The 14,217-nt window shown below is 68.8% G+C and carries 11 protein-coding genes; all 11 read left to right on the forward strand.

All coding sequences use genetic code 11. From position 1 onward, the window contains the following. Positions 1–45: 45 nt before the first annotated feature. The 11 genes from uvrC (at position 46) to pgi (ending at position 14,189) form a co-directional block, all read left to right on the forward strand. Positions 46–2,118 carry an excinuclease ABC subunit UvrC gene (uvrC, locus tag OG453_RS15485; protein ID WP_266868257.1) on the forward strand — a complete coding sequence of 691 codons (2,073 nt, stop codon included), beginning with the start codon at positions 46–48 and terminating at the stop codon, positions 2,116–2,118. Beyond that, a complete protein-coding gene (gene rapZ / locus OG453_RS15490) occupies positions 2,115–3,050 on the forward strand; it encodes an RNase adapter RapZ (protein WP_135329448.1) in 936 nt (311 codons plus the stop codon). Before uvrC ends, rapZ begins: the two co-directional genes overlap by 4 nt. After that, positions 3,047–4,054 (forward strand): uridine diphosphate-N-acetylglucosamine-binding protein YvcK, encoded by a 1,008-nt coding sequence (gene yvcK / locus OG453_RS15495; RefSeq protein ID WP_266868262.1) that lies wholly within the window; start codon positions 3,047–3,049, stop codon positions 4,052–4,054. The genes rapZ and yvcK overlap by 4 nt, the downstream gene beginning before the upstream one ends. After that, a complete protein-coding gene (whiA, locus tag OG453_RS15500; RefSeq protein ID WP_266868264.1) occupies positions 4,045–5,046 on the forward strand; it encodes a DNA-binding protein WhiA in 1,002 nt (333 codons plus the stop codon). The genes yvcK and whiA overlap by 10 nt, the downstream gene beginning before the upstream one ends. 159 nt (positions 5,047–5,205) lie before the next feature. Continuing rightward, complete coding sequence (locus tag OG453_RS15505) at positions 5,206–8,160, forward strand: M14 family metallopeptidase (RefSeq protein WP_266868266.1); 2,955 nt, start codon at positions 5,206–5,208, stop codon at positions 8,158–8,160. Between the two features lie 176 nt (positions 8,161–8,336). Further along, complete coding sequence (gene gap, locus OG453_RS15510) at positions 8,337–9,347, forward strand: type I glyceraldehyde-3-phosphate dehydrogenase (RefSeq protein WP_266868268.1); 1,011 nt, start codon at positions 8,337–8,339, stop codon at positions 9,345–9,347. Positions 9,348–9,453: 106 nt separating this feature from the next. Next, positions 9,454–10,665: a phosphoglycerate kinase gene (gene pgk, locus OG453_RS15515; RefSeq protein WP_266868270.1), complete on the forward strand. Its 1,212-nt coding sequence runs from the start codon at positions 9,454–9,456 to the stop codon at positions 10,663–10,665. Between the two features lie 6 nt (positions 10,666–10,671). Continuing rightward, complete coding sequence (tpiA, locus tag OG453_RS15520; RefSeq protein WP_266868272.1) at positions 10,672–11,448, forward strand: triose-phosphate isomerase; 777 nt, start codon at positions 10,672–10,674, stop codon at positions 11,446–11,448. Positions 11,449–11,579: 131 nt separating this feature from the next. Continuing rightward, a complete protein-coding gene (secG, locus tag OG453_RS15525) occupies positions 11,580–11,810 on the forward strand; it encodes a preprotein translocase subunit SecG (RefSeq protein ID WP_135329442.1) in 231 nt (76 codons plus the stop codon). A gap of 192 nt (positions 11,811–12,002) precedes the next feature. Further along, entirely contained in the window at positions 12,003–12,338 is a 336-nt protein-coding gene (locus OG453_RS15530) for an RNA polymerase-binding protein RbpA (RefSeq protein WP_078077905.1), read from the forward strand. Between the two features lie 198 nt (positions 12,339–12,536). Continuing rightward, on the forward strand, positions 12,537–14,189 hold the full coding sequence (gene pgi / locus OG453_RS15535) for a glucose-6-phosphate isomerase (RefSeq protein WP_266868279.1): 1,653 nt from the start codon (positions 12,537–12,539) through the stop codon (positions 14,187–14,189). Positions 14,190–14,217 lie beyond the last annotated feature (28 nt).

The raw sequence follows: 14,217 nt of genomic DNA on the forward strand, positions 1-14,217 counted from the left end.
CCCTCAAGACCCGGACTGTCACCCCCCGCCAGTAGGGTGTGAGGCATGGCAGACCCCTCCAGCTACCGCCCCAAGCCGGGACAGATCCCCGACTCGCCGGGGGTCTACAAGTTCCGGGACGAACACCGCCGGGTCATCTACGTGGGCAAGGCGAAAAGCCTGCGCCAGCGCCTGGCGAGCTACTTCCAGGACCTCTCCCACCTGCACCCGCGCACCGCCTCGATGGTGACGACCGCCGCGTCCGTCGAGTGGACGGTGGTGTCCACCGAGGTCGAGGCGCTGCAGCTGGAGTACAGCTGGATCAAGGAGTTCGACCCCCGGTTCAACGTCAAGTACCGCGACGACAAGAGCTATCCGTATCTCGCGGTGACGATGAACGAGGAGTTCCCGCGCGTGCAGGTGATGCGCGGCCACAAGAAGAAGGGCGTGCGCTACTTCGGGCCCTACGGCCATGCGTGGGCCATCCGCGACACGGTCGACCTCCTGCTGCGCGTCTTCCCCGTCCGCACCTGCTCGGCCGGAGTCTTCAAGAACGCCGAGCGCACGGGCCGCCCCTGCCTCCTCGGCTATATCGGCAAGTGCTCGGCGCCCTGCGTGGAGCGGGTCACTCCGGAGGAGCACCGTGAACTCGCCGAGGACTTCTGCGAGTTCATGACGGGACGCACGGGCACGTACATCCGCCGTATCGAGCGTCAGATGGCGGACGCCGCCGAGGAGATGGAGTACGAGAAGGCGGCTCGCCTCCGCGACGACATCGAGGCCCTGAAGAAGGCCATGGAGAAGAGCGCCGTCGTCCTCGCCGACGCCACGGACGCCGATCTGATCGCCCTTGCCGAGGACGAACTCGAAGCCGCCGTCCAGATCTTCCACGTCCGCGGCGGCCGGGTGCGGGGCCAGCGCGGCTGGGTCACCGACAAGGTCGAGGCGGTCACCAGCGGTGACCTCGTCGAGCACGCCCTCCAGCAGCTCTATGGCGAGGAGAGCGGGGACTCCGTACCGAAGGAAGTCCTCGTGCCCGCGCTGCCCGACCCGATAGAGCCCGTCCAGGAGTGGCTCACCGAGCGGCGCGGCGCGAACGTCTCCCTGCGCATCCCGCAGCGCGGCGACAAGAAGGCGCTGATGGAGACCGTGGCGCGCAACGCGCAGCAGTCGCTGATGCTCCACAAGACCAAGCGGGCCTCCGACCTGACCACCCGCTCCCGCGCCCTGGAGGAGATCGCCGAGGCTCTGGAGCTCGACGGCGCCCCGCTGCGCATCGAGTGCTACGACATCTCGCATCTGCAGGGTGACGACGTGGTCGCATCGATGGTCGTCTTCGAGGACGGCCTCGCCCGCAAGAGCGAGTACCGCCGCTTCCAGATCAAGGGCTTCGAGGGGCAGGACGACGTCCGCTCCATGCACGAGGTGCTCACCCGCCGCTTCAAGCGCTATCTCGCCGACAAGGAGAAGACGGGGGAGCTGGACGAGGAGGGTGTCGTCGACGAGTCGAACGGCGGGGCGAACGGCCTGACCGAGGAGGACGGCCGCCCCAAGCGCTTCGCCTACCCGCCCCAGCTCGTCGTCGTGGACGGCGGCCAGCCGCAGGTCGCGGCGGCCCGGCGGGCCCTTGACGAGCTCGGCATCGACGACATCGCGGTCTGCGGCCTCGCCAAGCGCCTCGAAGAGGTCTGGGTGCCGGGCGACGACGACCCGGTGATCCTGCCGCGCACCAGCGAGGGGCTGTACCTTCTCCAGCGGGTGCGCGACGAGGCACACCGCTTCGCGATCACCTACCAGCGGGCCAAGCGGGCCAAGCGCTTCAAGGCGGGACCGCTGGACGCCGTGCCCGGCCTGGGCGACGCGCGCAAGCAGACGCTGATCAAGCACTTCGGTTCGGTGAAGAAGCTCCGGTCCGCGACAATCGAGCAGATCTGCGAGGTGCCGGGGATAGGCCGCAAGACGGCCGAGGCGATCGTGGTCGCCCTGGCCGCAGCGGCACCTGTGGCGCCCGCCGTGAACACGGCGACCGGAGAGATCATTGAAGAAGAGGAACCCGTACACGCGGGAGCCTCGAACGGTGAGACCGAGGCACCCGTGACCGCGGGCACCTCAGAGGAGCGACGGGGGCAGGAGACATGAACGAGCACGATGAAGGCGGCGAGCAAGTGAGTACGGGCACGACCATCGAGCCGGGTGAGGCCGCCGAGGCGGCGATCCCCGAGCTGGTGATCATCTCCGGCATGTCGGGCGCAGGCCGCAGCACGGCCGCGAAGTGCCTTGAGGACCTCGGCTGGTTCGTCGTCGACAACCTGCCGCCCGCGCTGATCCCCACGATGGTGGAGCTCGGCGCCCGCTCGCAGGGCAACGTGGCACGGATCGCGGTCGTCGTCGACGTCCGCGGCCGCCGCTTCTTCGACAATCTGCGCCAGTCCCTCTCGGATCTCGAGTCCAAGCAGGTCACCCGCAGGATCGTCTTCCTGGAGTCCTCGGACGACGCCCTGGTGCGCCGCTTCGAGTCGGTGCGCCGCCCGCACCCGCTGCAGGGCGACGGCCGCATCGTCGACGGCATCGCGGCCGAGCGCGAGCTCCTGCGCGAGCTGCGCGGCGACGCCGACCTGGTGATCGACACGTCCAGCCTGAACGTGCACGAGCTGCGCGCCAAGATGGACGCCCAGTTCGCGGGCGACGAGGAGCCCGAGCTGCGGGCCACGGTCATGTCGTTCGGCTACAAGTACGGCCTGCCGGTCGACGCCGACCTGGTCGTGGACTGCCGCTTCCTGCCCAACCCGCACTGGGTGCCGGAGCTGCGCCCCTTCACGGGGCTCAACGAAGAGGTCTCCGGTTACGTCTTCAACCAGCCCGGGGCCAAGGAGTTCCTCGACCGGTACGCCGAGCTGCTCCAGCTCATCGCCGCGGGGTACCGCCGCGAGGGCAAGCGTTACGTGACGATCGCGGTCGGCTGTACGGGCGGCAAGCACCGCTCCGTCGCCATGTCGGAGAAGCTTGCGGCGCGCCTCGCTTCCGAGGGCGTCGAGACCGTCCTCGTCCATCGGGACATGGGGCGCGAATGAAGGCTTCCCTGCGGCTGAACCGACTGGGCCGCAAGCGGAGCGCTCAGCCCAAGGTGGTGGCGCTCGGCGGCGGAATGGGGCTTTCCGCCTCGCTCGCCGCGCTGCGCCGCATCACCGGCGACCTCACCGCCGTGGTCACCGTCGCCGACGACGGCGGCTCCAGCGGGCGGCTCCGCGACGAGCTGGGTGTGCTGCCGCCCGGCGACCTGCGCAAGGCGCTCGCCGCCCTGTGCGGTGACGACGACTGGGGCCAGACCTGGGCCCGCGTCATCCAGCACCGGTTCCAGTCCCAGGGCGAGCTGCACGAGCACGCGGTCGGCAATCTGCTGATCGTCGCGCTGTGGGAGCAGCTCGGCGACCATGTCCAGGCGCTTGACCTGGTCGGCAAGCTGCTCGGCGCGCAGGGCCGCGTACTGCCGATGTCGGCCGTTCCGCTGGAGCTCCAGGCCCTGGTCAAGGGCCACGACCCGGAGCGTCCGGAGGACGTGGACACGGTGCGCGGGCAGGCCACGGTGGCGCTCACACCGGGCGAGGTGCAGTCCGTGCACGTGGTCCCGCACGACCCGCCGGCCGTCCCCGAGGCGGTCGCCGCCGTCCTCGACGCGGACTGGGTGGTGCTCGGCCCCGGCTCCTGGTTCTCGTCGGTGATCCCGCATCTGCTGGTCCCCGAACTGCTCGACGCGCTCATCGAGACGAAGGCCCGCAGGGTGCTCTCGCTGAACCTCGCGCCGCAACCCGGTGAAACCGATGGGTTCTCTCCGCAGCGTCATTTGGAGGTTTTGGCCCGACACGCCCCTAAACTCGCCCTGGACGTGGTGCTGGCCGACGACGCCGCCGTGCCCGACCGTGAGTCACTGACCGATGCCGCCAAGCGGCTCGGCGCCACGGTCGAGCTGGCGCCGGTGGCCCGGCCCGACGGGACTCCGAGGCACGATCCGGAGCTCCTGGCCACCGCGTACGACCGTATTTTTCGGATGCATGGAAGGATCGGCCCATGGCGATGACGGCAGCGGTGAAGGACGAGATCTCCCGGCTTCCCGTCACCCGGACCTGCTGCAGGAAGGCAGAGGTCTCGGCGATCCTGCGGTTCGCGGGCGGCCTTCACCTGGTGAGCGGCCGCATCGTGATCGAGGCGGAGCTGGACACGGCGATGGCCGCACGGCGGCTGAAGCGGGACATTCTGGAGATCTTCGGGCACAGCTCGGAGCTGATCGTGATGGCCCCCGGCGGGCTGCGGCGCGGCTCGCGCTATGTCGTACGCGTGGTGGCCGGCGGCGACCAGCTGGCCCGGCAGACGGGTCTCGTGGACGGCCGCGGCCGCCCGATCAGAGGGCTGCCGCCGCAGGTGGTCTCGGGGGCCACCTGTGACGCGGAGGCCGCCTGGCGCGGGGCCTTCCTGGCGCACGGCTCGCTGACCGAGCCGGGGCGTTCCTCCTCCCTGGAGGTGACCTGCCCGGGTCCGGAGGCCGCGCTGGCCCTGGTCGGTGCCGCTCGCAGGCTGCAGATCGGGGCCAAGGCCCGTGAGGTGCGCGGCGTGGACCGTGTCGTCGTCCGGGACGGCGACGCGATCGGCGCCCTGCTCACCCGGCTCGGCGCCCACGAGTCCGTACTGGCCTGGGAGGAGCGGCGGATGCGCCGCGAGGTGCGCGCCACCGCCAACCGCCTGGCCAACTTCGACGACGCCAACCTGCGCCGCTCGGCCCGCGCGGCCGTCGCCGCGGGCGCCCGTGTGCAGCGCGCCCTGGAGATCCTCGGCGACGAGGTCCCGGAGCACCTGGCGGCCGCCGGACGGCTGCGGATGGAGCACAAGCAGGCCTCCCTGGAGGAGCTGGGCGCGCTCGCCGACCCGGCGCTGACGAAGGACGCGGTCGCGGGCCGTATCCGCCGGCTGCTCGCGATGGCCGACAAGCGGGCCCAGGACCTGGGGATTCCGGGTACGGAGTCCAACCTGAGCGAGGATCTCGCCGACAGCCTCGCCGACAACATGGCGGTCTGAGCGCCGTAGTACGTCACGCAAGCCGCCGGGGCCGCTGAGGCCCCGGCGGCTTCTTTGCGTCCTTTTCGCATCGGCCTCCACGCCATATTGACATGATCATGAAGTGTCACGAGCCTGGCGTTCCCGCACATATGTGCCGGACAACTGCAAGGGGGGCTCATGAGACGAAGAGCGAGAGCCAGATCGGTCATCGCCGCGGGCGCGCTGCTCATCGGCGGACTCGTCGCCGCGCCGCACGCGCAGGCCGACCCGAAGGCCCCGGCCGCCGACGATCCGGCGGCCGTGAAGGTCTACGAAGCCGACGTCACCAAGCAGCAGATCCCCATCCTGGTGAAGGCGGGCCAGGACGCCCATGAACTCGCCGGCCAGGCGCCCGAGCGCGGCACCGCCCGCGTCCAGGTCTATCTGACCGAGGCGCAGGCCAAGGGCGTCGAGCGCGAGGGCATCGAACTCACCGAGCACAAGGTCTCGGCGAGCACGGAGAAGAAGCTCAAGGCCGCGGGGGACGGCGTCTTCCGGCCGTACGGCGGAAAGGGCGGCCTGAAGGAGGAGATCGTCAAGACCGGGCAGGCCCACCCCGGGCTCACCAAGGTCGTCTCCATCGGCAAGACGCTCAACGGGCAGGACATCCTCGCGCTCAAGCTCTCCAAGGGCGCGAGCAAGTCCAAGGACGGCTCCAAGCCCGCCACGCTCTACCTCTCCAACCAGCACGCGCGCGAGTGGATCACCCCCGAGATGAACCGCCGCCTGCTCCACCACTACCTCGACAACTACGGCAAGGACCAGCGCATCACCAAGCTGGTCGACTCCACCGAGCTGTGGTTCGTGCTCTCGGCCAACCCCGACGGCTACGACTTCACCCACGCCGCCGACGGCAACCGCCAGTGGCGCAAGAACCTCCGCGACATCGACGGCGACGGCAAGATAGCCGCGGGCGACGGCGTCGACCTCAACCGCAACTTCGCCTACAAGTGGGGCTACGACAACGAGGGTTCGTCCCCGGAGTCCTCCTCCGAGACGTACCGCGGCACGGGACCCATGTCCGAGCCCGAGACCAAGGCGCTCGACCGCCTCCAGAAGCGCATCGGTTTCGAGTACGGCATCAACTACCACTCGGCGGCCGAACTGATCCTCTACGGAGTGGGCTGGCAGGTCGCGACGCCCACCCCGGACGACGTGCTCTACAAGGCCCTTGCGGGCACTCCCGAGAAGCCCGCGATCCCCGGCTACCACCCGCAGGTCGCCTCCGAGCTCTACACCACCAACGGCGAGGCGGACGGCCACGCGGGCAACATCAACGGCATCTCGATGTTCACGCCCGAGATGTCCACCTGCCAGACCGTCTCCGCGCTCGACCCGAACGACCCCTGGAAGCCCGAGGACTGCGCCTCGATCTTCACCTTCCCGGACGACGAGAAGCTGATACAGCAGGAGTTCGCGAAGAACATCCCCTTCGCGCTCGCCGTCGCCGAGACGGCCGCCCACCCCGACCAGCCGGTCTCCGTCCCCGGCGTCGATGCCCCCGACTTCACCCCGGACGCCTTCACGACGTCGTACGCGCGCGGAGCCGACCAGGAGGTCGCCGTCACCGCCCGCAAGTCGGTGCGCGACAAGGAGCTCAACTACCGCGTCAACGGCGGCCGTACGCACGATGACGACCTCAAGGCCTGGAAGGGCGGCGAGACGTACGGCGGCGAGGACAACCTGTACTTCGACCAGTACCGCGCCGGCGTCGAGGACGCGCGCGTGGGCGACAAGGTCGAGGTGTGGTTCACCGGGCGCACCAAGAAGGGCCGCACGGAGAGCGAGCACTTCACGTACACCGTCGCCGAACGCCCCAAGGCGAAGACGCTCGTCGTCGCCGAGGAAGGCGCCACCGCCACACAGGCCCAGAAGTACGTCGACGCCCTCAAGGGCAACGGGCGTTCGGCCGCGGTCTGGGACGTCGCCGAGAAGGGCGCCCCGCACCCGCTGGGCGTGCTCGGCCACTTCTCGACGGTCGTGCACTACACCGGCGACCCGGTACCCGGCGCGCCCACCCAACTCGCCCTGCGCGCCTACCTCAACGAGGGCGGCAAGCTGATCGAGTCCGGCGAGCGCACGGGCGGCAACGTGGACCTCGGTGACGCGCTCACCGACGACTTCGCGCAGTACTACCTGGGCGCGTACGAACGCCTCTCCGCACCCGGCGCCAACAGCTTCGCCGGCAGCGGGGCGCTCGACGGCGTCAAGACCCCGCTCGCGGCGGCCGGCGTCAACCCCCTGGACAAGGCGGGCCGTTACACCGTCACGTCCGACAACCTGCCCGCCGACGACTTCCCGCAGTTCAAGAGCGCGGCCGCCGGCAGCTACCCCGGACTCAGCAATCCGTACGCACCCTTCGAGGGCCAGGGCATGGCATCGGCGACCCACGCCGACCAGGACTGGAAGCGGCTGACCCGCACCATCGACCTGACCGGGGTCTCGGCCGCGGACAAGCCGGAGCTGCGGTTCGCGCTCAACTGGAACCTGGAGCCGGGCTACGACCACGGGATCCTGGAGGCGCACACCTCGGGCGCCGACGACTGGACCACGCTGCCGGACAAGAACGGGGGCTCCAAGACGGACGTGCCCGCGGAGTGCGGGGCCGGGTTCTTCATCAACGGTCACCCGTTCCTGCGCCACTACCTGACGCAGACGGCGACCGGCTGCACGGCCACCGGCAGCAGCGGTGCCTGGAACAGCTTCACCGGCGCGGCGGGCGGCTTCAAGCCCGTCGCCTTCGACCTCAGCGCCTACGCGGGCAAGAAGGTCGAGGTGTCGCTCAGCTCCGTCACCGACCCCTCCAGCGGAGGCCGCGGCCTCTTCGCCGACAACGCGCAGCTCGTCGTCGGAGGCAACGCGACGGAGACCGAAGGATTCGAGTCCGGGCTCGGTGTCTGGGCCGTCTCGCCGGCCCCGGCCGGGAGCCCCAATATCACAGGCGACTGGGCGCGCACCGGGGAGCTCTACAAGCCCCACGCGGCCGTCACAGCGCGTGACAGTGTGCTCCTCGGCTTCGGGTTCGAGCATGTACCCGGAAGCCCAGAGCGCACCGCTCTAATGGGCGCCTCCCTGGCACATCTGAGCCGCTGACGCTCCGTGACAAAAGGCGGCCCGTACCCCTACTGGCGAGTACGGGCCGACCTGCCGTCGAAGCCCCTCTCGATGTCACTTCGGGGCCATCAGAGAGGTAGGGTCGGAGGCGGTCGGGGACATCCCATACATCTCGCCGGCGTCTGAAACCGGCGTACCAACGAGGAGATCGGTTCGTGACGATCCGCGTAGGCATCAACGGCTTCGGCCGCATCGGGCGCAACTACTTCCGGGCGCTGCTCGAGCAGGGTGCGGACATTGAGATCGTGGCTGTCAACGACCTGGGTGACACCGCGACGACGGCGCACCTCCTGAAGTACGACACCATCCTGGGCCGTCTCAAGGCCGAGGTGTCGCACACCGAGGACACCATCACGGTCGACGGCCACACCATCAAGGTCCTTTCCGAGCGCAACCCCGCGGACATCCCCTGGGGCCAGCTGGGCGTCGACATCGTGATCGAGTCCACGGGCATCTTCACGAAGAAGGCCGACGCCGAGAAGCACATCGCCGGCGGCGCCAAGAAGGTCCTCATCTCGGCTCCGGCCAAGGACGAGGACATCACCATCGTGATGGGCGTCAACCAGGACAAGTACGACCCCGCGCAGCACAACATCATTTCGAACGCGTCCTGCACCACCAACTGTGTGGCGCCGATGGCCAAGGTTCTGGACGAGAACTTCGGCATCGTCAAGGGCCTGATGACCACGGTCCACGCGTACACCAACGACCAGCGCATCCTGGACTTCCCGCACTCGGACCTGCGTCGCGCCCGCGCCGCCGCCGAGAACATCATTCCGACCACGACCGGTGCCGCCAAGGCCACCGCTCTGGTCCTGCCGCAGCTCAAGGGCAAGCTCGACGGCATCGCGATGCGCGTCCCGGTCCCGACCGGTTCGGCCACCGACCTGGTCGTCGAGGTGCAGCGCGACGTCACCAAGGACGAGGTCAACGCCGCGTTCAAGAAGGCCGCCGACGACGGCGACCTGAAGGGCGTCCTCTTCTACACCGAGGACCCGATCGTGTCCTCGGACATCGTCGGCGACCCGGCGTCCTGCACCTTCGACTCGTCCCTGACCATGGTCCAGGACGGCAAGTCGGTGAAGATCCTCGGCTGGTACGACAACGAGTGGGGTTACTCCAACCGCCTCGTCGACCTCACGGTCTTCGTCGGCGGCCAGCTCTGATCGTCAGAGCAGACACCTCGATGTGAGCACAGGGTCCGGACCGCGCAATACTGCGGTCCGGGCCTTGTTGCACGTCAGCCCTCTTAAGGAGTCCTGGAGTCCAGCCATGAAGACGATCGACGAACTTCTCGCCGAAGGGGTCGAAGGCAAGCGGGTCTTCGTCCGCGCCGACCTCAATGTGCCGCTCGCCGACGGCACCATCACCGACGACGGCCGCATCCGCGCCGTCCTGCCGACCGTCAAGGCGCTCGCGGACGCGGGCGCCAAGGTGGTCGTCGCCTCGCACCTGGGCCGCCCCAAGGGCGCCCCGGACCCGGCGTTCTCGCTGCTGCCCGCCGCCGAGCGGCTCGGTGAACTCCTGGGCGAGCCCGTCGCGTTCGCGCAGGACACCGTGGGCCCCGCCGCGCACGACGCGGTGGACGGACTGCAGCCCGGCCAGGTCGCCGTCATCGAGAACCTCCGCTTCAACGCCGGTGAGACGTCCAAGGACGACGCCGAGCGCGGCGCCTTCGCCGACCAGCTCGCCGCCCTGGCGGATGTCTACGTAGGGGACGGTTTCGGTGCCGTGCACCGCAAGCACGCCTCCGTGTACGACCTGCCGGCGCGCCTGCCGCACTACGCGGGCTACCTCATCGCCACCGAGGTCGGCGTCCTGAAGAAGCTCACCGAGGACGTCAAGCGCCCCTACGTGGTCGCGCTCGGCGGCGCCAAGGTCTCCGACAAGCTGGCCGTCATCGACCAGCTGCTCGGCAAGGCCGACCGCCTCCTGATCGGCGGCGGCATGGCCTACACCTTCCTGAAGGCGCAGGGCCACGAGGTCGGCGTCTCCCTCCTCCAGGAGGACCAGATCCCGCAGGTCAAGGAGTACATCAAGCGCGCGGAGGAGAACGGCGTCGAGCTGGTGCTCCCCGTCGACGTACTGGTCTCCACCGACTTCCCTGACCTGAAGACCAAGGCCCCGGCCAACCCCACCACGGTCGCCGCGGACGCCATCCCGGCCGACCAGGAGGGTCTCGACATCGGACCCGAGACCCGTAAGCTCTACGCCTCGAAGCTCGCCGACGCGGCCACCGTCTTCTGGAACGGCCCGATGGGCGTCTTCGAGCACCCGGACTACGCCGAGGGCACCAAGGCGGTCGCCCAGGCTCTCCTCGACTCCCCGGCCTTCACGGTCGTCGGCGGTGGCGACAGCGCCGCGGCCGTCCGGATCCTGGGCTTCGACGAGAACGCATTCGGCCACATTTCCACCGGCGGCGGCGCCTCCCTCGAATACCTCGAGGGCAAGACGCTCCCCGGCCTCGCCGCACTGGAGAACTGACACCTGATGACTACGCGTACCCCGCTGATGGCGGGCAACTGGAAGATGAACCTCAACCACCTCGAGGCCATCGCCCACGTCCAGAAGCTCGCCTTCGCCCTGGCCGACAAGGACTACGAGGCCGTCGAGGTCGCCGTCCTGCCGCCCTTCACCGATCTGCGCTCCGTGCAGACCCTGGTCGACGGCGACAAGCTCAAGATCAAGTACGGCGCCCAGGACATCTCGGCGCACGACTCCGGCGCGTACACCGGCGAGATCTCGGGCCCGATGCTCGCCAAGCTGAAGTGCACGTATGTGGCCGTGGGCCACTCCGAGCGCCGCCAGTACCACGACGAGACCGACGAGGTCTGCAACGGCAAGGTGAAGGCCGCCTACAAGCACGGCCTGACCCCGATCCTCTGCGTCGGCGAGGGCCTCGACATCCGTGAGGCCGGCCAGCAGATCCAGTACACGCTCAACCAGATCGACGGCGGCCTCAAGGGCATCCCCGCCGAGCAGGCCGAGTCCATCGTCATCGCGTACGAGCCGGTGTGGGCCATCGGCACCGGCAAGGTCGCGACCCCCGAGGACGCCCAGGAGGTCTGCGGTGCGATCCGCGGCCGCCTGGCCGAGCTGTACTCGCAGGAGCTCGCCGACAAGGTGCGCATCCAGTACGGCGGCTCCGTGAAGTCCGGCAATGTGGCCGCGATCATGGCGCAGCCCGATGTCGACGGTGCCCTGGTGGGTGGCGCCGCCCTCGACACGGACGAGTTCGTCAAGATCGTCCGCTTCAGCGACCAGTGAGTATGCGGTAGCGGCGTTACGACGTACCCTTGCGGGGGTCGGCGGCTCCAGTTTCTAGCTCGAGGGCTACGAAGAAGAGCACCGGCCCCCGTCGTCGATTCTGATCCGAGGAAGTTGGTCCAGCCGTGGTTATGGGGTTCTCGATCGCCCTCATCGTCTTCAGCCTGCTGATGATGCTGCTGGTGCTGATGCACAAGGGCAAGGGCGGCGGCCTCTCCGACATGTTCGGTGGCGGCATGCAGTCGTCCGTCGGCGGCTCGTCGGTCGCCGAGCGAAATCTCGACCGCATCACCGTCGTGGTCGGTCTTCTCTGGTTCGCGTGCATTGTCGTGCTCGGCCTGCTGATGAAGGTGAACAACTGACCGCGAAAGCGGCTTGATTACCACCTTGCGAAATCATCGCTGAAAGCCCCATGTACGGTGCGTGCTCTCCAGCGCGGATTATCATGGGGCTTGCGTCTCGGGGCGGGGTGTAACTCCAAACACTGGACGCGCGTTGGGCCTTACGTAGACTGAGGCGCCCGCAGCAGCACCATCACGCAGGGAGTTACGACCGTGGCAAGTGGCAACGCGATCCGAGGAAGTCGGGTCGGGGCGGGGCCGATGGGCGAGGCCGAGCGCGGTGAGTCCGCGCCGCGACTGCGCATCTCCTTCTGGTGCTCCAACGGACACGAGACGGTGCCCAGCTTCGCCAGCGACGCGCAGGTTCCCGATACTTGGGACTGCCCCCGCTGCGGCTTCCCCGCCGGTCAGGACCGGGACAACCCGCCGGACCCGCCCCGCACCGAGCCGTACAAGACGCACCTGGCGTATGTACGGGAGCGGCGCAGCGACGCGGACGGCGAGGCGATTCTCGCGGAGGCGCTCGCCAAACTGCGGGGCGAGATCTAGGACTTGCGAAGGGCCGGACACCTGAGGGTGTTCGGCCGCTGCGCTTTTCACGGGCCGGTCGGCCTTTCATGTGACGTTTACCGGCACGTGTGCGGACAGACAGCTTCAGACATCTCATACCGGGCCCTGATCAATTAGGTTGGACCGTGCAGCGGGGCAAGGTACGTACATAGGTACGAGAGAAGGCTGAAGTCCGAGATGAACGCAGAAAGCCGCGCGCGGCTCAACCAGACGCCCGAGTGGGCGGCGCTCAGCAAGCACCGGGAGCAGCTGGGGGAGGTGCAGCTGCGTGATCTTTTCGCGCAGGATCCGGCGCGCGGTACGGGATACGCCCTCCAGGTCGGCGACCTGCACGTCGACTACTCCAAGCACCTCGTCACCGACGAGACGCTGGCACTGCTGCGCGAGCTCGCCGCCGCGACGGACGTCTTCGGGCTCCGGGACGCCATGTTCCGCGGCGAGAAGATCAACACCACCGAGGACCGTGCGGTCCTGCACACCGCGCTGCGCGCCCCGCGCGACGCGGTGATCGAGGTCGACGGCGAGAACGTGGTGCCGGCCGTGCACGCCGTCCTCGACAAGATGGCCGCCTTCGCCGACCAGGTCCGCTCCGGCGGGTGGACCGGGCACACCGGCAAGCGCATCAAGAACATCGTGAACGTCGGCATCGGTGGCTCGGACCTCGGTCCCGCGATGGCCTATGAGGTCCTGCGCTCCTTCACCGACCGTGACCTCACCGTGCGCTTCGTGTCCAACGTCGACGGCGCCGACCTGCACGAGGCCGTGCGGGACCTGGACCCGGCCGAGACGCTGTTCATCATCGCCTCGAAGACCTTCACCACCATCGAGACGATCACGAACGCCACCTCGGCGCGCGACTGGCTCCTGACCGGCCTGCGCGCCGACCAGAGCGCGGTCGCCAAGCACTTCGTGGCGCTTTCGACGAATGCCGAGAAGGTCGCCGAATTCGGCATCGACACGGCCAACATGTTCGAGTTCTGGGACTGGGTCGGCGGCCGCTACTCGTTCGACTCGGCGATCGGCCTGTCGCTGATGCTCGCCATCGGCCCGGACGCCTTCCGCGAGATGCTGGACGGCTTCCACCTCGTCGACGAGCACTTCCGCACCGCGCCCGCCGAGTCCAACGTGCCTCTGCTCCTTGGCCTGTTGGGCATCTGGTACGGCAACTTCCACGACGCCCAGGCGCACGCGGTCCTGCCGTACTCGCACTACCTCTCCAAGTTCACCGCGTACCTCCAGCAGCTGGACATGGAGTCCAACGGCAAGTCGGTCGGACGTGACGGCGAGCGGGTCGACTGGCAGACCGGGCCGGTCGTCTGGGGCACGCCGGGCACCAATGGGCAGCACGCGTACTACCAACTCATCCACCAGGGCACGAAGTTGATCCCCGCGGACTTCATCGGCTTCGCCGAGCCCGTCGGTGATCTGCTGCCGGGTCTGGTCGCCCAGCACGACCTTCTGATGGCCAACTTCTTCGCGCAGACGCAGGCGTTGGCCTTCGGCAAGACGCCGGACGAGGTGCGCGCCGAGGGCGTGCCGGAGGAACTCGTCCCGCACAAGACGTTCCGGGGCAACCACCCGACGACGACGATCCTCTCCAAGGAACTTTCGCCGTCGGTTCTCGGCCAACTCATCGCGCTCTACGAGCACAAGGTGTTCGTGCAGGGCGCGGTGTGGAACATCGACTCCTTCGACCAGTGGGGCGTCGAGCTCGGCAAGGTGCTCGCCAAGCGCATCGAGCCCGCCCTGACCGAGGGCGCCGAGGTGCCGGGCCTGGATGGTTCGACGACCGCGCTGGTCGCCAAGTACCGGACGCTGCGCGGGCGCTGAGCCTGAACAGGGCCCCGGCAGGTAGGTG

The sequence above is a fragment of the Streptomyces sp. NBC_01381 genome (assembly GCF_026340305.1).
Lineage (GTDB): Bacteria > Actinomycetota > Actinomycetes > Streptomycetales > Streptomycetaceae > Streptomyces.